The sequence below is a fragment of the Intrasporangium sp. genome (assembly GCF_035280925.1).
Classification (GTDB): domain Bacteria; phylum Actinomycetota; class Actinomycetes; order Actinomycetales; family Dermatophilaceae; genus Intrasporangium.
In genome coordinates this window covers 1-20,500 of the sequence record NZ_DATEEY010000110.1, presented here as the reverse complement: position 1 = coordinate 20,500, position 20,500 = coordinate 1, and the positions used below count along the sequence as shown (strand labels likewise).

Sequence of the window (20,500 nt, the reverse complement as noted above, 5' to 3'; positions counted from 1 at the left end):
GTACTCGGAGGTCTACCCCCATGTCGGCGACGACGAGGCGGGCATCCGGGAGCTGTTCCGGCAGTTCTCCTCGCCGGGCGGGGTGCCGAGCCACGTCAGCGTGCAGACGCCGGGAAGCATCCACGAGGGCGGCGAGCTGGGCTACGCGCTCGCCCATGCTGCCGGAGCGGCGTTCGACCACCCGGACCTCTTCGTCGCGTGCATCGTCGGTGACGGCGAGGCCGAGACGGGCCCGCTGGCCGGCTCCTGGCGACTGCCCCACTTCGCCAACCCCCGCCGCGACGGGGCGGTCCTGCCCATCGTCCACCTCAACGGCTACAAGATCGCCGGCCCGACCGTCTTCGGGCGCAGCAGCGACGAGGACGTCGCCGGCTACCTCGCGAGCCAGGGCTGGGACCCGGCCGTGGTCAGCGGTGACGACCCCGAGGCCGTCTTCCGTGACCTGTGGCGCGCGCTCGTGACCTCCTACGGCGCCATCCTGCGGCTCCGCGAGACGACGCGAACGGATGGCCCCAGCGAACCGGTGACCCACAGGTGGCCGGCGATCATCCTGCGCACTCCCAAGGGATGGACCGGCCCCTCGGTCGTCGACGGGGTGCAGGTCGAGGGGACGAACCGCAGCCACCAGGTCCCGCTCTCGGGACTGCGGGATGACCCGAGCCACCTCACCATGCTCGAGGAGTGGATGCGCAGCTACCGCCCGGAGGATCAGTTCGGTGCCGACGGCCGCCTCGTCGACGAGCTGGTCGCGCTCGCCCCTGACGGCGACAAGCGGCTGGCGGCGACGCCCTACGCCAATGGCGGCCGGCTGCGCGCCGAGCTGCCGCTGCCGGACCTGCGCCGCTTCGCGCTCGACGTGCAGCGGCCCGGCCAGCTGTCGCACGAGAGCACCAAGCCGCTCGGCGAGCTGATGCGCGACATCCATGCCGCGGACACCCGCCCGGACGGTGGCGGCAGCTTCCGGCTGTTCTGCCCGGACGAGACCGCGAGCAACCGGCTCCAGGCCGTCTTCGAGGCGACCGACCGCTGCCTGCAGGCACCTGCCGCGGAGACCGACACGGAGATCTCCCCCGACGGCCGGGTCATGGAGGTCCTGTCCGAGCACCTCTGCTCCGGCTGGCTCGAGGGCTACGTGCTGACGGGCCGGCACGGGCTCTTCGCGACCTACGAGGCCTTCGCGATGGTCTCGACGTCGATGACGGTCCAGCACGTCAAGTGGCTGCAGCACGCGCAGGAGCTGGCGTGGCGGGCGCCCATCTCCTCGCTCAACCTGCTCCTGACGAGCACCTGCTGGCGCAACGACCACAACGGCTTCTCCCACCAGGGACCGGGGCTCATCGACTCGCTGCTGCCGCTCGCCCCGGGCGTGGTGCGGGTCTGGCTGCCACCCGACGCCAACAGCGGGCTGTCGATCATGGACCACTGCCTGCGCAGCACCGACCACGTCAACCTCATCGTGCTCGACAAGCAGCCCCATCTGCAGTACCTCACCCTCGACGAGGCCAACGCACACTGCGCCGCCGGCGCCGGGATCTGGGAGTGGGCCTCGAACGTCCCCGCCTCGGAGAAGCCGGACATCGTCCTCGCCTGTGCCGGAGACGTCGCCACGCAGGAGACGCTCGGCGCGGCCGAGCTGCTGCGCGAGCACACGCCGGACCTCAAGGTCCGGGTCGTCAACATCGTCGACCTCATGGCCCTGCTCCCCGAGAACGACCACCCCCACGGCTTCCCGGACTCGGTCTTCGATGGCCTGTTCACGAGCGACGTCGACGTCATCTTCGCCTTCCACGGCTACCCTCGGGCGGTCCACCAGCTCATCCACGGCCGGTCCGATCCCGGGCGCTTCCACGTCCGCGGCTTCAGCGAGCAGGGCACGACGACGACACCGTTCGACATGGTGGTGCTCAACCGCACGTCCCGGTACCACCTCGCCCAGGAGGCGCTGCGTCGCACGCTGCGCCGCCCGCCGGGTTGGCGGGCCCTGGCGGACTACTGCACCGCGCAGCTGTCGCGACACCACGGCTACATCCGGGAGCACCTGGAGGACATGCCGGAGGTCCGCGACTGGGTCTGGCCCGGCTGATCCGACACCACCGTCAACCGGCCGATAGCCTGCCGTCGTGGCAACCAGTGTCTATCTCGCGTCCTCGGAGGGCCTGTCGGGCAAGTCCGCCGTTGCGCTCGGAATCCTCGACCAGCTGAGCCGACGCGTCGAGCGAGTCGGCGTCTTCCGCCCGATCGTGCGCTCCGAGAGCGCCGAGAGTGACCACGTGCTCGACCTGCTGCTCTCGCGTCTCGACACCGGGCTCACAGCGGCGGAGGCGTCCGCCGTCGGCTACGAGGACGTCCACACCGACCCCGAGGCCGCGATGGCGACGATCGTCGACCGCTTCCACACCGTGTCCGAGCGGTACGACGCGATGCTCGTCATCGGCTCGGACTACACGGACGTCACGTCCCCGACCGAGTTCTCCTACAACGCCCGGATCGCCGCCAACCTCGACGCGCCGATGGTCCTCGTCATCTCGAGCAAGGGGCGCACTCCGGAGCAGGTGCGGGTCGCCGCCGAGATCGCCTCGGAGGAGGCGAGGACGCACCACGCACGCGTGCTCGCCGTCGTGTCGAACCGGGCCGTGCCCGAAGCCGTCCCGGCCACGCGGGCGGCGCTGGTGGAGGCACTCGGGGACACAGCGGCATACGTCATCCCCAGCGCACCAGTCCTGGAGTCGCCGACGGTGCGCGACCTCCTGACGGCCGTCGACGGCACCCACGTCTACGGCGACGCCGACCTGCTCGACCGCGAGTCCCTCGGCCTCGTCGTCGCTGCGATGACCCTGCCCAACGTCCTCGACCGGCTCTTCGAGGGCTGCGTCGTCGTCACCCCGCCCGACCGCGGTGACGTGCTCCTGGGACTGCTGCTCGCCCACCGGTCCCAGACCCTGCCGACCCCATCGGGCATCGTGCTCAACGGCGGCTTCGACCTGCCGGCACCGATCGCGACGCTCGTCGCGGGCCTCGAGGTGCACGTGCCGGTGATCAGCTGCGCCACCGGCACGATGCAGACCGCGGCGACGCTCTCGGCCGTGGTACCGCGGCTGACCCGGTCGGCGTCGCGCAAGATCGAGACCGCCCTCAGCCTCTTCGACGAGCACGTCGACGGCGCAGAGCTGCTCGATCGTCTCAAGGTCTTGCCCAGCCACGTCGTCACGCCGCTCATGTTCGAGCACCAGCTGCTCGACCGGGCGCGTGCCGCGGACAAGCACGTCGTGCTGCCGGAGGGCGAGGAGGACCGGATCCTGCGGGCCGCGGACCAGCTCCTGAGGCGACGCGTCGTGCGGCTCACGCTCCTGGGCGAGCCCGCCGCCATCCGCCGGCGTGCCACCCAGCTCGGCCTCGACGTCGAGGCTGCCACCCTGATCGACCCACGCGACGAAACCCTCCGGAGCCGGTTCGCGGAGCAGTACGCAACCATGCGCGCGCACAAGGGGATCACGATGGAGCAGGCGCGCGACGTCGTTGTCGACCCGAGCTACTTCGGCACCATGATGGTGGTCGACGGGCTGGCGGACGGCATGGTCTCCGGTGCCATCCACACGACCGCGCACACGATCCGGCCGGCCCTCGAGCTCGTCAAGACGACACCCGACGTCAACACCGTCTCGTCGGTGTTCCTCATGTCGCTGGCCGACCGCGTCCTCGTCTACGGCGACTGCGCCGTCATTCCCGACCCCACGGCGGAGCAGCTCGCCGACATCGCCATCTCGTCGGCCGCGACCGCGCAGCAGTTCGGCATCGAGCCGCGTGTGGCCATGCTGTCGTACTCCACCGGGGGGTCGGGCACCGGTGCGGACGTCGACAAGGTGCGCACCGCCACCGAGCTGGTGAGGTCGCGGGCCCCGCAGCTGTCGGTCGAGGGGCCGATCCAGTACGACGCGGCCGTCGATGCCGCGGTGGCCGCCGCCAAGCTCAAGGACAGCCCGGTTGCCGGACGGGCCACGGTCTTCATCTTCCCCGACCTCAACACCGGCAACAACACGTACAAGGCCGTGCAACGGACCTCTGGGGCGGTCGCCATCGGGCCAGTCCTGCAAGGCCTCAAGAAGCCGGTCAACGACCTCTCCCGAGGAGCTCTCGTGCGGGACATCGTCAACACGATTGCCATCACCGCCATCCAGGCGGAGGCCAGCTCGTGAGGGGCCTGGTCCTCGTCATCAACGCCGGCTCGTCGTCACTCAAGTACGACCTCATCGACGTCGGCTCGGGCGAGTCCCTCGCCAGCGGTCTGGTCGAGCGGATCGGCGAGCAGACCTCTCTCGCAAGACATTCCGTGGGAGGCAAGAATCACCGGCAGCAGCGGCACCTCGCCGACCACGGCGAGGCGTTCGAGCTCGTGCTCGGCGCGTTCGGCGAGCACGGGCCCGACCTCGCCGGGGTCGAGCTGACCGCCGTCGGCCACCGCGTCGTCCACGGAGGTGCCCAGTTCAGCGAGCCGACCCGCATCGACGACGCGGTCGAGGCCACCATCGAGCGACTCATCCCGCTCGCTCCGCTGCACAACCCGGCCAACCTCGAGGGCATCCGCGTCGCCCGCGCCCGGTTCCCCGACGTGCCGCAGGTCGCGGTCTTCGACACCGCCTTCCACCAGACCCTGCCGGCGCACGCCTACACCTACGCCGTCAAACGGGCCTGGCGCGAGGACCACCGGATTCGCCGCTACGGCTTCCACGGGATGTCCCACGCGTACGTGTCACGGCGCGCGGCGGAGCTGCTGGCTCTTGCCGTCGAGGAGACCAACGTCATCGTCCTGCACCTCGGCAACGGCGCGAGCGCGACCGCGGTCGCGGGGGGGCGCAGCGTCGACACGTCGATGGGCCTCTCGCCTCTCGAGGGCCTCGTCATGGGCACCCGTCCCGGCGACCTCGACCCGTCCCTGCCGGCGCACCTGTCGCGGGCCGGCATCTCGCTCGAGGAGTACGACCACGCGCTCAACAAGGAGAGCGGCCTCAAGGGTCTCGCGGGGACGAACGACTTCCGTGAGATCCAGGAGCGCGCTGCCGCCGGAGACGCAGACGCCCGCCTCGCGCTCGACGTGGTGACCCACCGCTTGCGCAAGTACATCGGGGCGTATGCCGCTGTGCTCGGTCGCGTCGATGCCGTGGCCTTCACGGCGGGGATCGGTGAACACAGTCCCCAGGTCCGAGCGGCGGCCCTCGAGGGCCTGACGGAGCTGTTGGGCATCGAGCTCGACGCGGCGGCCAACGAGGCGGCGACGTCGGGCGAGCACCGCATCTCGACGGCCTCGAGCCGGGTCGCCGTGCTCGTCGTGCCGACGGAGGAGGAGCTCGAGATCGCACGCGAGGCGGCGGAGGTCGCCACGAGCTAGGCGCCACCCCAACAGATCCGTCCGGGCTGGATTGTCCGGGCTGGATTGTCCGGGCTGGATTGTCCGGGCTGGATTGTCCGGGCCTGGATTGTCCGGGCCCACTGGCCGGCGGAGCATGATGGGGTCATGAGCGAGCACCAGGCGACGCAGTTCCGGACCGAACACGACTCGATGGGCGAGGTGCAGGTCCCTGCGGACGCCCTCTACGGGGCGCAGACCGCCCGGGCGATCGAGAACTTCCCCATCAGCGGTCGGCCCGTGCCCGCGGGGGTCATCCACGCGCTCGCCCGGCTCAAGGCGGCCGCAGCCGCCGTCAACGCCGAGCTCGGGGTGCTCGACGGGGAGCGTGCCCGGGCCATCGTGGACGCTGCCCGAGAGGTGGCCGAGGGTCGTCACGACGGGCACTTTCCCATCGACGTCTTCCAGACCGGGTCTGGCACCTCGACGAACATGAACGTCAACGAGGTGGTCGCGCGCCTCGCCAGCTCGTCGAGCGGCCTGGACGTCCACCCGAACGACCACGTCAACTACGGTCAGTCGAGCAACGACACGTTCCCGAGCGCCCTGCGCATGGCGGCGACGATCGCCGCCGGGGAGGACCTGGTGCCGGCGCTGCGCCACCTCGCGGCGGCGCTGGGCCGCAAGGAGGCGGAGTTCGCCGACGTCGTCAAGGCCGGGCGAACCCACCTCATGGACGCGGTGCCGGTGACGCTCGGCCAGGAGTTCGGCGGCTACCGCCGGCAGGTCGAGCTCGGCGCGAACCGGGTCCGGCATGCGGCCGACGCCACCGCCGAGCTTCCGCTCGGCGGAACTGCGGCCGGCACCGGACTGAACGCCGCACCGGGGTTCGCACGGGCCGTCATCGAACGGGTCTCGGAGGCCACCGGCCAGCCCTTCCGCGAGGCGGAGAACCACTTCGAGGCGCAGTCCGCCCAGGACGCCGTCGTCGAGCTGTCCGGAGCCCTCAAGGTGGTCGCCGCCAGCCTGACGAAGGTCTGCAACGACCTGCGCTGGATGTCCTCCGGACCACGCACCGGCCTCGGCGAGATCCACCTGCCCGACCTGCAGCCCGGCTCGAGCATCATGCCGGGCAAGGTCAACCCGGTCCTCCCCGAGGCCACCCTGATGGCGTGCGCCCAGGTCATCGGCAACGACGTGGCGATCACGACGGCTGGCGCGGCCGGGAACTTCGAGCTCAACGTCATGCTGCCGGTCCTGGCCAAGAACGTCCTCGAGTCGATCCAGCTGCTCGCTGCCACCTGCCGCCTCCTCGCCGACCGGTGTGTCGACGGCATCACGGCTGACGCAGAGCATGCGCGCACCCTCGCCGAGAGCTCGCCCTCGATCGTCACGCCGCTCAACCGGTACATCGGCTACGAGGCCGCGGCCGCGGTCGTCAAGCGAGCGGTGAAGGAGCGCAAGACGATTCGCGAGGTCGTCATCGAGGACGGTCACGTCTCCGACGGCCGGCTCACCGAGGCGCAGCTCGACGAAGCGCTCGACGTGCTGGCCATGACCCGGCCCCCCACCGCCTGAGCCCCCGAGCGGAGGCGAGCTCAGCGGCATACGGCCAATTCCGTATGCCGCTGAGCCGGGTCCGCGCCCAACGCAGGGCTTCGCTCGACGACGTGAGGCTGGACGAGGTCGATGCGTTCGCGACGACGCTTCCGGGCCTGCGACGCAGGGCCACCCGGGCCGTGCGGCGTGGTACGTAGACTGCCGGCTCGTCGGGCGCGCTCACCTGCCGGGCACCCTGCTCGTGCGGGTATCCACGGCGGAGCACGAGGACCTGCTCGAGCGACGCCGACGCGATCCGGGAGGCGATCCGGCGCGCGTGGGCGATGCAACGTCGCTGCATGGGCGCCGCTGCGGGGTCAGCTGCCGAGGACTCGCTCCAGGTAGGGATTGCCGAAGAGCCGGTCCGGGTCGACGCGGTCGCGGACGGCCCGGAAGTCGTCGAAGCGCGGGTAGACCGCGCGGAGGTAGTCGGCGTCACGAGTGTGCAGCTTGCCCCAGTGGGGGCGTCCGCCATGGCTCATCGCGATCTGCTCGACGGCGTCGAAGTACGCTCCCTCGGCGCGACGATGGTAGTGGTGCACGGCGACGTAGGCGGACTCGCGCTCGTAGGCCGTGGACAGCCACACGTCGTCCGGGGCTGCCACGCGGCACTCGACCGGGTAGGAGATCGTCTCGTCGTGGCTGTCCACCCACGCCTTGACCTCGAGGAGCACGTCCCCCAGCGCCGCCCGCGGGACGGCCCACTCCGACTCGCGGAACCGCACCTCCCGCGGGGTGGCGAACACCGTGTACGAGGTGTCCGTGTAGGTACGCGCGGTCTGGGCCCGGACAGCGACGTTCATGAGCGGCTTCGTCGACCGGGGCACCCGCGTGGCGAACCGGCAGGCCGCCTCCCACACCCGGTTGGTGAGGATGTCGTCGTCGAGGGTCCGCCGCCACCGGGGCAGTGGGTCCGCCTCGGCGCCCGGCCCGACCCGAGTGTTGCGCTTGACCTGCGTGCGCTCGGTGTGGGGGTACCAGTAGAACTCGAAGTGGTCATGTGACTCGATGTCGTCGTCGAGCGCGTCGAGGACGGCCCCGAGAGGCTCAGGGCGCTCGTCCGCCTGGAGCAGGAACGCCGGAACGACCTCCACGGTGACCTCGGTGATGACGCCGAGCGCGCCGAGGCCGAGGCGCGCGGCCTGGAAGAGGTCGGGTTCCTGGGTTGGGGAGCAGTCCACGACCGAACCCTCGGCGAGCACGATGCGCAGGGCGCGGACGCCGCCGGCGAGGCCGGTGAACCGCAGCCCGGTGCCATGGGTGCCGGTGGCGATCGCGCCGGCGAGGCTCTGCCGGTCGATGTCGCCGAGGTTGGGCAGCGCGAAGCCGAGCTGGGCGAGCTCCTCGTTGAGCACGTGCAGGGGCGTGCCGGCACGGACCGTCGCCTCGCCACGAGTCGCGTCGATGGTCGTGACGCCGGTCAGGCCCCCCAGTCGCAGCTGGAGGCCGTCGGTGACCGCCACACCCGTGAAGGAGTGACCCGCGCCGATCGCCTTGACTCGCAGGCCGCGACGCCGAGCCTTGAGGATCTCCTCGATGAGCTCCTCCTCGGAACGGGGCGTCGCGACCCGGGCCAGCGTGGTCGACTCGGTACCCGCCCAGTTCGACCACTCGATGCCCCGGGCGACCTTCCGCTGTGTGTCAGCCAAAGCACTGCCCTTCCCCGCGATACGTCGCCGCCTCCCCGACAACCGCGACACCGTCGATGAGCGCCAGATGGGTGAAACGCTCCGCGAGCTCACCCGCCTTGGCGTGCCGGAACCATATCCGATCGCCCAGGCTCTTGCGCGCGGCTGCCGCACCCTTGAGGGGGGTCTGCACCTCTCCGGTCCCCTCGGTGCGCAGGAGGCGCAGCCCCTGCTCCTCGAGCGGCTGCGGGACGCGAGACCAACCCGGCGGCCCGGACGCGAGGTAGCCCCCGGAGTAGACCGTGACGACATCGTGGGCGGGGCGCCGCACCACCGGGCAGCCGAAGAAGGCGGCCGGCTCGAGGGCCAGCCCGTCGTAGCCGTCGAACAGCATGGGGGCGTAGAGCCCGGATCCGGCGGCGAGCTCGGTGAGGGCCGGGTCGAGCCCGGTGACGTGCAGGCTGCCCGTGCCGCCCCCGTTGACGAGCTCGAGGTCGGTCAGGCTCCGGATGGCGGAAACCACCTCGGCGCGCCGGGTCCGCAGCTGGGCGTCCGAGCGGGACTTCACCTGTCGGACCGCTGGCGACGTGTCGGGGAGACCGGCGATCTGGGCGTCGTAGAACATCAGCCCGACCACCGCGAGGCCGTGCTCGAGGGCGCGCCTGACGACGGCTTCGACGTCTTCCGGCTCACGCAGGGGGGAGCGGCGGACGCCCAGGTGGGCGGGCCCGAGCCGAAGCGACGCGTCCACGTCCACGGCGACCCGCAGGCCCCGGTGGTCGGGCACGTCGCGGGCGATGAGATCGACGAGCTCGACGCTGTCGACCATGACGCACACGGCGGCGAGCAGGGCCGGGTCGGCGGCGAGCTCGATCAGTGCGGGGACGTCCACGCTCGGGTAGGCGACGAGGACGTTGGTGTGGCCCGCGCGTGCCCACCAGATCGCTTCGCGCAGGGAGTAGCACATGAGGCCCTCGAGGCCGTCCCGGGCGAGGGCGCGCTCGATGAGGGTCCGGCAGCGGAGCGACTTGGTGGCGATGCGGATCGGCTTGCCGTGGGCGTGCCCGACGAGGGTATCGGCGTTGCGGTCGAACGCGGGGAGGTCGACGACGGCGAGCGGGGCAGGCAGCTGTGCCGTCGCGCGGGAGAGCCGCTCCGCCACCGGGCTCGGCTGCGGGCGACGGCTCATGCCCGCACCCTACCCGCGCACCCTCCCTCTCATCGAGTGAACAAGAAGCGGGCACACCGTCCCCCTCACTCCAATCGAGTGAACGAGATCCGGGCCGTGACCGGCCCGGATCTTGTTCACTCGATTGGTGTGGGTGGGGGCGTCAGCCGACGCGCTCGACGACGGAGCGGGCGAGCGCCTGGAGGGCGGTCCTCGCAGGAGTGGCCGGCAGCGGGTCGAGCAGGTCCTGCGCCTCGCGAGCCACGTCGTAGGTCTCGCTCCGGGCCGCCTCGAGAGCCGGGTGCGCCCTGAGCAGCACCAACGCCTCGGCGACGCCCGCCTCGTCGTGGGACAGGTCGGAGCCGAGCAGCTCGAGCAGGCGCGCGTCCCCTGGGTCCGTGGAGGCCTTGGCCCGCAGCACCGCCAAGGTGTCGACCCCTTCGCGGAGGTCGGTCCCCGGCGTCTTGCCACTCGCGTCCGAGTCGGAGGCGATGTCGATGAGGTCGTCGGCGAGCTGGAAGGCCATGCCGACCTTCTCCCCATAGGCCCCCAACATCTCGACGACCTCGGGCCGCCCCCCGCTGAACATCGCTCCGTAGCGGCAGGCGGTCGCCGTGAGGGCGCCGGTCTTGTCGGCGAGCACGCCCAGGTAGTAGTCGACCGGGTCGACGTCCGGCGGGCAGGGTCGATCGTCCCGGATCTGCCCCGAGCACAGCCGCACGAAGGTCTGCGCCTGGATGAGTACGGCCTCCGCGCCGAGGGCCGCGATGAGCTCCGAGGCCTTGCCGAAGAGCAGGTCCCCGACGAGGATCGCCGTCGAGTTGTCGTAGGCGGCATTGGCGGACGGAACCCCGCGGCGCACCTCCGCCTCGTCCATGACGTCGTCGTGGTACAGCGACGCGAGGTGGGTCAGCTCGACCCCCGCGGCGGCGCGGACCACGTCCTCGTTGATGCCGTCACCGAGCTCCGCGGCCAGGAAGGTCAGGAGCGGTCGGAACCGCTTGCCACCTGCCTGTGCGAGGTGCGCAGAGGCCGCCGCGATGAACGGGTCCTCGTGGTCGACGACCTCGCGCAGGAGAGCGTCGACCCGGGCAAGCCCGTCCTGCAGGTGTGCCGCCAGCTCCGGCGATGCGCCGGGGATGCTGAGGAGCGGCGGGGTGGCGTGCGTCGTCATGGAGTTCCTGGGGCTTGAGCCGCTGACCTCGGGCGGTCAACGGACGAACTGCGAGGCCCGGTCGGCGAGGTCGAGCAACGCCGACGGAAGGACCCCGAGGGCGAGCGTGATCATGGTCCCGACCGCGATGGAGAAGGTCGTCCCGACCGACGGGACGACGACCACCACGGTGTCGCTGGGCGGCTCGCTGAAGAACATCAGCACGATGACCCTGGCGTAGACGAAGACCGTGATGGCGGAGCAGATGACACCGACGATGGCGAGGACGGTGCCGGTGGCGCCTCCCGTCCCGATGGCCGCGGAGAACACCGCGAACTTGGAGACGAAGCCAGACGTGAGCGGGATGCCGGCGAAGGCGAGCATGAGGAAGGCGAAGGCCCCCGCAACGACCGGGTAGCGCTTGCCCAGGCCCGCCCACTGCGACAGGTGCGTCGCCTCTGTCCCGTTCTGGCGCACCAGGTTGACGATGGCGAACGCGGCGATCGTGGCGAAGCCGTAGGCCACCAGGTAGAACAGCACGGCACTGATGGCCTTGCGGTCGAAGGCGAGGACGCCGACGAGGATGAAGCCCGCGTGCGCGATCGATGAGTAGGCGAGCAGTCGCTTCATGTCCGTCTGCGTCACGGAGAGCACGGACCCGACGACCATGGTGAGCAGGGCGACGACGACCAGCGCGTTGGTCCACTCCCACCGGGCAGTGTCGAGACCGACGTAGGCAAGCCGCAGGATGGCTCCGAAGGCGGCCGCCTTCGTAGCGGCGGCCATGAAGCCGGTGACGGGCGTCGGGGCGCCCTGGTAGACGTCCGGAGTCCATGCGTGGAACGGCACGGCACCGACCTTGAACAGCAGCCCCACGAAGACGAGGAAGGCGCCCGGGACGAGCAGGCCGTTCATCGCCAGGGGACCGGTCGCGATCGCGGCGCTCAGATCGGCGAAGTACACAGAGCCCGCGTAGCCGTAGAGCAGGGCAGTGCCGAAGAGGAAGAACGCCGAGCTGAACGAGCCGAGCAGGAAGTACTTGAGCGACGCCTCCTGTGAGAGCAGGCGGCGGCGGCGGGCGAGGCCAGTGAGGACGTAGAGCGGCAGCGAGAGCACCTCGAGGGCGACGAACATGCCGATGAGGTCGTTCGTGGTCGGGAAGAGCATCATTCCGGCGATCGAGAACAGCGCGAGCGGGAAGACCTCCGAGGTGAGCGCACCCGCGCGGGTGGCGGCCGCCTCGAGTGCCGACCCGGGCGTCGAGGCGCCACTCGGTGTGAACGCGTCCGGACCGACTCCACCGAGCCGTTCGGCCATGGTGAGGATGCCGAGCACCCCCATGAGGACGATCGTGCCCTGCATGAACAGGGCGGGCCCGTCGACGGTCAGGGCGAACAGCTTGCGTCCGGACGCCTCGTCCGTGATCCCCATCGTGTAGCCCTGGTGGTCGACCGCGACGATGATCGCGACGAAGGCGCCCAGCAGCGCGAGCACGGCCAAGGTGGTCTGCGTGACGAAGCGGCGCTCACGCGGGGCGAACGCCTCGATGACGACCCCGATCACCGCCGCGCCCAGGACGATGAGGAACGGCATGATGGCGACGTAGTCCACCTCCGCCATCTGGAAGGCCGTGGGCAGTGCGAGCGGAGCGGCGGCGGTCACTTCGAGCTCCCTTCGGCCGCGGCGTCCGCCGCGGGAGGTGACGTGTCAGCGGTCGAGACGTGCGACAGCGACGTGTCGACGGCCGGGTTGATGACATCCAGGGCCAGGTTCGGATAGAACCCGAGCACGAGGAACGCCGCGATCAGCGGTGCGGCCACGAGCTTCTCCCGCAGCGACAGGTCCGCGATCACCGTCCCACCGGAGGACTTGCGCCACCTCTCGTCGACCATGCCGGGCTCGAGCGCCAAGGACTCCGGCTTCGGCCCGGTCATGACGCGCTTGTACATCAGCAGCATGTAGAGCGCGGCCAGGATGATGCCGCTGGTGGCGAGGACCGCTGCCACGGGTTGCGTCGGGTACGTCCCGACGTAGACGAGGAACTCCGACACGAAGCTCGCCAACCCGGGCAGCGCCAGGCCGGACATGCTGGCGACGAGGAAGATGCCGGCCAGGCCCGGGGTGACACGCTGCCATCCGCCGTAGTCCGGGATCCGCTTGCTGCCGCGCCGGTGGACGAGCATGGCGGCGAAGAGGAACAGGGCCGCCGTCGAGAACCCGTGGTTGAGCATGTAGAGCGACGAGCCGGCACCACCGACGTTGGTGAAGGCGAAGATCCCCAGCACGATGAAGCCGAAGTGGCTCACGGACGTGTAGGCGATCAGGCGCATCATGTCGGTCTGGCCGATGGCGAGCAGGGCGCCGTAGAGCACGGAGATGACGGCGAGGGCGATCACGAACGGCGTGGCCCACTCGCTCGCGCCCGGGAAGAGCTGGAGGCAGAAGCGGATCATGCCAAAGGTGCCGACCTTGTCGAGCACGCCGACCAGCAGGGTGGCCGTCGCAGGCGTCGCCTCTGTCGCGGCATCCGGCAGCCACGTGTGCACCGGAACCATCGGGGCCTTGACCGCGAAGGCGAGGAAGAAGCCGGCGAAGAGCAGGCGCTCCGTCGTCGGGTCGAGGTCGAGGCCGGTCAGCCTGGACACGAGGAAGCCGTCCGCTCCGCCCGGCCCCTGCAGGTAGACCGCGATCACGGCCACGAGCATGATGAGCCCGCCCGCGAGCGAGAACAGCAGGAACTTCATCGCGGCGTACTGGCGTCGGGCTCCACCGAAGCGACCGATGAGGAAGTACACCGGGATGAGCATCGCCTCGAAGAAGACGTAGAACAGGAAGACGTCGGTCGCGGCGAAGACCCCGACCATGAACGTCTCGAGCGAGAGCAGCAGCGCGAAGTAGGCCTTCGCGCGCCTCGCGCTGACGGCATCCCCCTCGTCCGGAACGTCGTGCCACGCGGCCAGCAGGCAGACGGGGGTGAGGACCAGCGCCATGAGGACCAGCACCAGCGCGATCCCGTCGACCCCCATGGCGTAGCTGACGCCGAACTGCGGGATCCACTCGGCGTACTCACCGAGCTGGAACTGCGCCGAGGACGCGGTGTCGAACTGCAGCGCGGCGACGATGCCGATGGCAAGGGTGACGATCGACGTGCCGAGCGCGATGCGCTTGGCGTTCTCGACGGTTCCCGGCGCGAACGCCACGACGAGCGATCCGAGCAGCGGCAGCGCGGCCAGGATCGTGAGCCACGGGATCGTGGACATCGCGGTGGTCGAGTCGTTCATCAGGAGATCACCCACAGTGCACCGAGGATGGCGACGACACCGGCGAGCATCGTCAGGGCATAGGAGCGCGCGAACCCGTTCTGGATCCGGCGCAACCGGGATGAGGTCCCACCGACCAGGGCCGCGAGGCCGCCGGCACCTCCGTCGACGCCCTTGCCGTCGAGGAAGACGAGGGAGCGGGTCAGGTGGATGCCGGGCCGCATGAGCAGGGCCTCGTTGACCTGGTCCTGGTAGAGGTCGTTGCGGGCGGCCTGCGTCACCAGCGACCCGGCTGGGGCCACCACCGGCACGTCGTCGCGCCAGTAGCGCAGCCAGGCATAGGCGACGCCGCCGACCACGAGGACCAGGGTCAGCGCCATGATGACCGGCACCGAGAGGACCGGGTGCTCTTCTCCCGGCGCGCCGGTCACCGGCTCGAGCCAGGAGGTGAACAGGCCCGTCGGGCCGATGATGAGGCCCAGGAGGGCCGAGCCGACCGCGAGCACGATCATCGGCACCGTCATGAGACTGCCTGCCTCGTGCGGATGCACGTCATCGGTCCAGCGCTTCTTCCCGTGGAAGGTCATGAAGAACAGGCGCGACATGTAGAAGGCCGTGATCCCGGCACCGATGAGTGCGGCCCCGCCGAAGACCCAGGGACGCCAGCCCTCCCCGATGAAGGCGGCCTCGATGACCTTGTCCTTCGACCAGAAGCCGGAGAACGGTGGGACGCCGATGATCGCGAGCCAGCCGAGGGCGAAGGTGGCCCAGGTGATCTTCATGACCCCGGACAGCCCGCCGAAGCGACGCATGTCGACCTGGTCGTTCATGCCATGCATGACCGATCCGGCTCCGAGGAACATCCCGGCCTTGAAGAACCCGTGGGTGAGCAGGTGGAAGATCGCGAAGACATAGCCGACCGGCCCGAGCCCGGCAGCGAGCATCATGTAGCCGATCTGCGACATCGTGGAGGCAGCCAGGGCCTTCTTGATGTCGTCCTTGGCGCACCCGACGATCGCACCGAACAGCAGGGTGATCGCGCCGACGATGACGACGGCGAGCTGCGCGTTGGGCGAGGCCTCGAAAATGGGTCCGGAGCGCACGACGAGGTACACGCCCGCCGTGACCATCGTCGCGGCGTGGATCAGGGCGGACACCGGCGTCGGGCCGGCCATCGCGTCACCGAGCCAGCTCTGGAGCGGGAACTGTGCGGACTTGCCGCAGGCTCCGAGCAGGAGCAGCAGGCCGATCGCCGTCATGAAGCCCTGGTTCGCCTCGTTCCCGGCCGCGCCGAGGACGGTCTCGAAGTCCACCGCACCGAAGTGGAAGAACATGACCATGATGGCGACCGAGAGTCCGAAGTCGCCGACCCGGTTGGCCACGAACGCCTTGTTCGCCGCAGCCGCGTAGGCCGAGTTCCAGTTCCAGAAGCCGATGAGCAGGTACGACGCGAGACCGACGCCTTCCCACCCGACGTAGAGGAGCAGGTAGTTGTCGGCGAGCACGAGCAGCAACATGGCTGCGACGAAGAGGTTGAGGTAGCCGAAGAAGCGCCGCTTGTCGGGGTCACCGTCCATGTACCCGAGGGAGTACACGTGAATGAGCGAACCGACGAAGGTGATGAGCAGCGTGAAGGAGATCGACAGCTGGTCCACGAGCAGGGACGCATCCGCGGAGAACGACCCGGCGGTGACGAAGTTGAACAGGTGCACCGACGAGTGCCGGTCCTCGGCGTCCTGGCCGAGCATCTGGATGAAGATGAGCGCGCCGACGACGAAGGAGCCCCACGACAGCAGCGTGGCGAGAACTGGCCCGAAGCCGTTGGTGCGACGCCCGCCGAAGAGCAGCAGCGCGGCGCCGAGCATGGGCAGCGCGATGAGCAGCCAGGCGAACGACGTGATCCCGCTGGCAGCGTGGGCTTCGCCGGTGTGCGTGGCCAGCCCAGCGGCATACGTGCTGGACGTCTCGAAGAGGTTTCCCATGCCTGTTGACATCGAGTGAGGGCTCCCTTACAGCTTCAGCAGGTTGGCGTCGTCGACCGAGGCCGACCGTCGGGCACGGAAGATGGCCATGATGATGGCCAGGCCGACGACGACCTCGGCGGCGGCGACGACCATGACGAACAGCGCCATGACCTGGCCGTCCAGCCCGCCGTGGACCCGCGAGAACGTCACGAGCGCAAGGTTCGTGGCATTGAGCATCAGCTCGACGCCCATGAAGACGATGATCGCGTTGCGCCGCAGCAGCACGGTTGCGGTACCGATGGAGAACAGCACGATCGAGAGGTAGATGTAGTTGAGCGGGCTCACTGGTCCGTACCCTCCTCTGGGTGGGCGGAGCTGCCGTCCGAGCCGTCGATCTCGCTGCCCCGGTCACCCCGGTCGCTGGCCAGGCTGCGGGCCCGGGTGCCGCCCCGGGCAGCGTCACGCTCGGCCTGCGCGGCTCCGAGGATGTGGCGCTCGACGTCGAGGAACTCGTCCGGGCGGGCGACCTGCTCACGGGCGACGAGGACCCGGGAGACGGAGTCCTTGCTCGGCGTGCCGTCCGGCAACAGGGCCGGTGTGTCGACCGCGTTGTGACGGGCGTAGACGCCCGGCGCCGGCAGGCCGGCGACGAACTTGTTGTCGCGGACCCGCTTCGCGGCCCACTCGGCCTGCGTCAGCCTCGGAACCAGTCGCTCCCGGTGTGCGAGGACCATCGCGGCCACGGCCGCCGTGATGAGCACCGCCGAGAGCACCTCGAAGATCCAGACATACTGTCCGAAGATGAGGTTCGCCATGCCGGTGATGTTGCCGGTCGTGGCATTGCTCGACTCGAGGCGTTCCATCCCGGCCTGCACGGTGGCCTCGTCGAAGGTGGCCGAACCGATCGTCGAGACGAGCAGCCCGATGAGGCCGATCGCCACGAGCATCGAGATCCACCGGTGTCCCCTGATCGTCTCCACGAGCGAGTCGGAGGAGTCCACGCCGACGAGCATGATGACGAAGAGGAAGAGCATCATGACGGCGCCGGTGTAGACGAACACCTGGATGACGCCGAGGAAGTCAGCCTTCTGCATGAGGTAGAAGACGCCGAGAGACGTCATGGTGATGGCCATCCCGATGGCGGCGTGAACCGCCTTGCGGGCGAAGACCAGTCCGAGCGCGGCGAGGACCGAGAGGGGCGCGAGCACCCAGAAGAACGCGGCTTCAGCCGAGGAGGTCACGGGTTCGCCCCTTTCCGGGTCTGCGCGGCCGTGGGCGCCGTGGTGTGGACCACGTCGTGCTCACCCGGCGCGCTCGCTGCCACGTTGCCCGGCTCGTCGTGGGCCCGGGGGCTCTCGTCGACGACGACTCCGGCCGCGCGCGCGTTGACGTAGTCCCGCTGGGGGTTCGTCGGCCCGGTGACCTTGCCCTGGTAGTAGTCGCGCTCCTCCATGCCGTCGGCCATCGGGAAGGGTGGCTCGAGCATGCCCTCCTGGAGTGGTGCGAGCAGCTGGTCCTTGGTGAAGATCAGGTCGCCGCGGTTGTTGTCGGCCAGCTCGTAGAAGTTGGTCATGGTCAGGGCGCGCGTCGGGCAGGCCTCGATGCACAGGCCGCAGAAGATGCAGCGCAGGTAGTTGATCTGGTAGACGCGGCCGTAACGCTCGCCCGGGCTGAACCGGCCCTTGCCGCCCTGCTCGAGCGGCGTGTCGTCGTTGTCCGCTCCCTCGACGAGGATCGCGTCCGCCGGGCAGGCCCAGGCACACAGCTCGCAGCCCACGCACTTCTCGAGACCGTCCGGGTGGCGGTTGAGCTGGTGGCGGCCGTGGAACCGTGGCTGGGTCGGGCGAGGCTTCTCGGGGTACTCCTCGGTCGCGACCTTGCGGAACATCGTCGAGAAGGACACGCCGAAGCCGGCGACGGGGGCGAAGAAGTCTGCGAAGGCTCCCTTGCCCTTCCTCTCGTTGTCCTTGCTGACGTTCTCGTCAGCCATGGGTCTCCTCCTTGCCGGGGGTGCCGTCGGGGGTGCCGTCGGCGGTGCCGTCGGGGGTGCCATCCAGGGCGCCGTCCGGGGTGCCGTCCGCGTCATCGGCTGGGCCAACGGTCGAGCCGACCATCGTGGACGACGCGGTGCCGCGCACGGTGCTGCCCCGCCCCCCGCGGCCAGCGAGCATGCGGTCCGCCGGAGCGGGCTCGCGCAGCCGCTGACCCGGCATCGGCGGGACGGGGTAGCCCTCCGCGAACGGGTCGATCTCGTCGGGCGGCGCCGTCTCGGCGGCGGCCCGCCGCGCATCGACCCGGTCGCCCCAGACCCAGGTGATGACGAGGGCGAGGACCGCGACGACGCTGATCAGGATGAGCGTTGCACGGTTGAAGGCGAGACCGACGATGGTCACCGTGTCGTCACCGAGGAAGCCGAGCTGCGCGCCACGGATGAAGGCGACCGCGACGATCCAGGCGAGCGTGACGGGGATGAGGAACTTCCAGCCGAACCGCATGAACTGGTCGTACCGGGTTCGGGGCAGTGACCCGCGCAGCCAGACGAAGACCCACATGAAGCCCCACATCTTCAGCGTGAACCAGAGCAGCCCCCACCAGCCGCCGGTGAACGTGCCGTCGCCGATGGCCGAGATGAGCGGCGGCGCCGCGGGCCCGCCGAGGAACATCGTCGTGGCCAGCGCCGACACGGTGAACATGTTGACGTACTCGCCGAGGTAGAACATCGCGAAGGTCATGCCGGAGTACTCGGTGTGGAAGCCGCCGACGATCTCGCCCTCGCCCTCGGCGAGGTCGACAGGCAGTCGGTTGGTCTCGCCGACCATCGTGATGACGTAGACGACGAAGCTGAAGAACGCCGGCAGGATGTACCAGAGCGAGCTCTGCGCGTCGACGATCTGCGACGTCGACATCGACCCGCTGTAGAGGAAGACCGCGACGAGCGCGAGACCCATGGCGATCTCGTAGGAGATGACCTGGGCCGTCGAGCGCAGCCCGCCGAGGAGCGGGTAGGTCGATCCGGAGCTCCAGCCGGCGAGGACGATGCCGTAGACCCCGACCGATGCCACGGCGAGCACGAGGAGCACCGCAACGGGCACGTCGGTCAGCTGCAGCGGCGTCTCGTGGCCGAACAGCGACACGGTTCCGCCGAGCGGGATGATCGCGAACGCCACGAACGCCATCGTCGCGGTGATGAGGGCCGCGGCCCGGTAGATGACGTGGTCGGCATTCGCCGGCGCGATGTCCTCCTTGAGCATCGACTTCATGCCGTCGGCGAGCGTCTGGAGCAGGCCGAACGGGCCGTTGCGGTTCGGGCCGGGACGCTGCTGCATCCGCCCGATGATGCGCCGCTCGAACCAGATGACGATCAGGGTCGAGAGCAGGAGGTACACGAAGATGAGGACTGCCTTGATCAGCGAGAGCCAGAGCGGCGTGTCACTGAAGTCTGCGGACGGGTTCTCCGTCGCCGGCAGCGCAGTGACGAGGCCGTATGCCGCTGAGCTGAGTGTCATCCGAGACCACCCTTCGTGAGGTCGGCTGGGTTGGTCACCGGGGTGACGGCGACCCGGTGCCCGGCCTCCGAGCCGAGCCCGGACCGCACCGAGACGTCCTCGGAGTTCGTCGGCAGCCACACGACGCCGTCGACCATGCCCTCGATGACGGCCACGGGGACGGTGACGCTCCCGCGCGGACCGGTCACCGTGACCGCGCCGCCGTCGCCCGCTCCGAGCCGCTCGGCGGACCCCGGCGAGAGGTGCGCCGTCGCCCTCCGGGCGGTGCCGGCGAGGAACGGCTCGCCGTCCTGCATCCGGCCGCGGTCGAGCAGCGTCGGCCACGTGGCGAGGACGTAGTCGCCGAGGCCATCCCCGACAACCGGCGCCGCCTCCGCCTGGGCGGAGGCCGGGACGCCTCTGGCGCCCGACCACGGCCCGAGCGCCTCGAACTGGTCGTGGATCTGGCGCTTGGTCCCGGTCTCGAGGAAGTGGCCGAGCTCGCCGGCGAGCATGTCCAGGACCCGGTGGTCGCTGATCTGGTTGGTCGTCAGGGCCAGCTCGAAGGGACGGATCCGCCCCTCCCAGTTGACATAGGAACCTTCCTTCTCGGCCTGCGCCGCGACCGGGAGCACCACGTCGGCGAAGGGCGTCACTGCGGACTCGCGCAGCTCGAGCGAGACGACGAAGGCCCGCTGGAGGGCGTTCCTCGTGTCGCTGAGGCCGAGGTCGGCAGGGTCCACCCCACCGACGACGAGCGCGTCCAGCTCGCCCGATGCGGCCGCCGCGATGATGCCGGCGGTGTCGCGCGCCGGGGTGTCGGGCAGGGCGCCAACCTCCCACACGGCCGCGACCTCGCCCCGGGCCGCCGCGTCGGTCAGCGGGCGGCCCCCGGGAAGGAG

15 protein-coding genes are annotated in these 20,500 nt (G+C 70.1%); 4 read left to right on the top strand and 11 right to left on the bottom strand.

Going from position 1 to position 20,500, the window contains the following annotated elements:
* From VJN29_RS10815 to VJN29_RS10800, 4 genes are all read left to right on the top strand, one after another.
* On the top strand, positions 1–2,083 hold a 2,083-nt coding region (locus VJN29_RS10815), incomplete at its 5' end, for a phosphoketolase family protein (protein WP_324143638.1).
* Between the two features lie 37 nt (positions 2,084–2,120).
* Positions 2,121–4,193, top strand: coding sequence for a phosphate acetyltransferase (pta, locus tag VJN29_RS10810; RefSeq protein WP_324143637.1), 2,073 nt, complete (start codon positions 2,121–2,123; stop codon positions 4,191–4,193).
* The gene (locus tag VJN29_RS10805; RefSeq protein WP_324143636.1) at positions 4,190–5,383 is read left to right on the top strand and encodes an acetate kinase; all 1,194 of its coding nucleotides are present in this window, start codon (positions 4,190–4,192) and stop codon (positions 5,381–5,383) included. Before pta ends, VJN29_RS10805 begins: the two co-directional genes overlap by 4 nt.
* A gap of 126 nt (positions 5,384–5,509) precedes the next feature.
* Positions 5,510–6,919 carry a class II fumarate hydratase gene (locus VJN29_RS10800; RefSeq protein WP_324143635.1) on the top strand — a complete coding sequence of 470 codons (1,410 nt, stop codon included), beginning with the start codon at positions 5,510–5,512 and terminating at the stop codon, positions 6,917–6,919.
* A gap of 338 nt (positions 6,920–7,257) precedes the next feature.
* Here VJN29_RS10800 and VJN29_RS10795 read toward each other — a convergent pair whose 3' ends face one another.
* The 11 genes from VJN29_RS10795 to VJN29_RS10745 all read right to left on the bottom strand — a co-directional run.
* The gene (locus tag VJN29_RS10795; RefSeq protein ID WP_324143634.1) at positions 7,258–8,589 is read right to left on the bottom strand and encodes a D-arabinono-1,4-lactone oxidase; all 1,332 of its coding nucleotides are present in this window, start codon (positions 8,587–8,589) and stop codon (positions 7,258–7,260) included.
* Positions 8,582–9,757 carry an alanine racemase gene (locus VJN29_RS10790; RefSeq protein WP_324143633.1) on the bottom strand — a complete coding sequence of 392 codons (1,176 nt, stop codon included), beginning with the start codon at positions 9,755–9,757 and terminating at the stop codon, positions 8,582–8,584. The genes VJN29_RS10795 and VJN29_RS10790 overlap by 8 nt, the downstream gene beginning before the upstream one ends.
* A gap of 142 nt (positions 9,758–9,899) precedes the next feature.
* Complete coding sequence (locus tag VJN29_RS10785) at positions 9,900–10,910, bottom strand: polyprenyl synthetase family protein (RefSeq protein ID WP_324143632.1); 1,011 nt, start codon at positions 10,908–10,910, stop codon at positions 9,900–9,902.
* A gap of 36 nt (positions 10,911–10,946) precedes the next feature.
* Positions 10,947–12,509, bottom strand: a complete 1,563-nt coding sequence (gene nuoN, locus VJN29_RS10780; RefSeq protein WP_324143639.1) for an NADH-quinone oxidoreductase subunit NuoN — start codon at positions 12,507–12,509, stop codon at positions 10,947–10,949.
* Positions 12,510–12,547: 38 nt separating this feature from the next.
* Entirely contained in the window at positions 12,548–14,149 is a 1,602-nt protein-coding gene (locus VJN29_RS10775; protein WP_414654341.1) for an NADH-quinone oxidoreductase subunit M, read from the bottom strand.
* A 20-nt stretch (positions 14,150–14,169) separates the two neighbouring features.
* Positions 14,170–16,143, bottom strand: a complete 1,974-nt coding sequence (gene nuoL, locus VJN29_RS10770) for an NADH-quinone oxidoreductase subunit L (RefSeq protein ID WP_324143630.1) — start codon at positions 16,141–16,143, stop codon at positions 14,170–14,172.
* Between the two features lie 15 nt (positions 16,144–16,158).
* The gene (gene nuoK / locus VJN29_RS10765; protein ID WP_324143629.1) at positions 16,159–16,458 is read right to left on the bottom strand and encodes an NADH-quinone oxidoreductase subunit NuoK; all 300 of its coding nucleotides are present in this window, start codon (positions 16,456–16,458) and stop codon (positions 16,159–16,161) included.
* Positions 16,455–17,354 carry an NADH-quinone oxidoreductase subunit J gene (locus tag VJN29_RS10760; protein ID WP_324143628.1) on the bottom strand — a complete coding sequence of 300 codons (900 nt, stop codon included), beginning with the start codon at positions 17,352–17,354 and terminating at the stop codon, positions 16,455–16,457. Before VJN29_RS10760 ends, nuoK begins: the two co-directional genes overlap by 4 nt.
* Positions 17,351–18,103 (bottom strand): NADH-quinone oxidoreductase subunit NuoI, encoded by a 753-nt coding sequence (nuoI, locus tag VJN29_RS10755; protein ID WP_324143627.1) that lies wholly within the window; start codon positions 18,101–18,103, stop codon positions 17,351–17,353. Before nuoI ends, VJN29_RS10760 begins: the two co-directional genes overlap by 4 nt.
* A complete protein-coding gene (gene nuoH, locus VJN29_RS10750; protein WP_324143626.1) occupies positions 18,096–19,619 on the bottom strand; it encodes an NADH-quinone oxidoreductase subunit NuoH in 1,524 nt (507 codons plus the stop codon). Before nuoH ends, nuoI begins: the two co-directional genes overlap by 8 nt.
* Positions 19,616–20,500 (bottom strand): molybdopterin dinucleotide binding domain-containing protein (locus tag VJN29_RS10745; RefSeq protein WP_324143625.1); only part of this gene is annotated, 885 nt, incomplete at its 5' end. The genes VJN29_RS10745 and nuoH, both read right to left, overlap by 4 nt.

Coding starts and splice junctions, on each gene's coding strand:
- VJN29_RS10800 (WP_324143635.1), top strand. CDS start 5,510: ATGAGCGAGCACCAGGCGACGCAGTTCCGGACCGAACACGACTCGATG.
- VJN29_RS10790 (WP_324143633.1), bottom strand. CDS start 9,757: ATGAGCCGTCGCCCGCAGCCGAGCCCGGTGGCGGAGCGGCTCTCCCGC.
- VJN29_RS10785 (WP_324143632.1), bottom strand. CDS start 10,910: ATGACGACGCACGCCACCCCGCCGCTCCTCAGCATCCCCGGCGCATCG.
- nuoN (WP_324143639.1), bottom strand. CDS start 12,509: ATGGCGGAGGTGGACTACGTCGCCATCATGCCGTTCCTCATCGTCCTG.
- VJN29_RS10775 (WP_414654341.1), bottom strand. CDS start 14,149: ATGTCCACGATCCCGTGGCTCACGATCCTGGCCGCGCTGCCGCTGCTC.
- nuoL (WP_324143630.1), bottom strand. CDS start 16,143: ATGTCAACAGGCATGGGAAACCTCTTCGAGACGTCCAGCACGTATGCC.
- nuoI (WP_324143627.1), bottom strand. CDS start 18,103: ATGGCTGACGAGAACGTCAGCAAGGACAACGAGAGGAAGGGCAAGGGA.
- nuoH (WP_324143626.1), bottom strand. CDS start 19,619: ATGACACTCAGCTCAGCGGCATACGGCCTCGTCACTGCGCTGCCGGCG.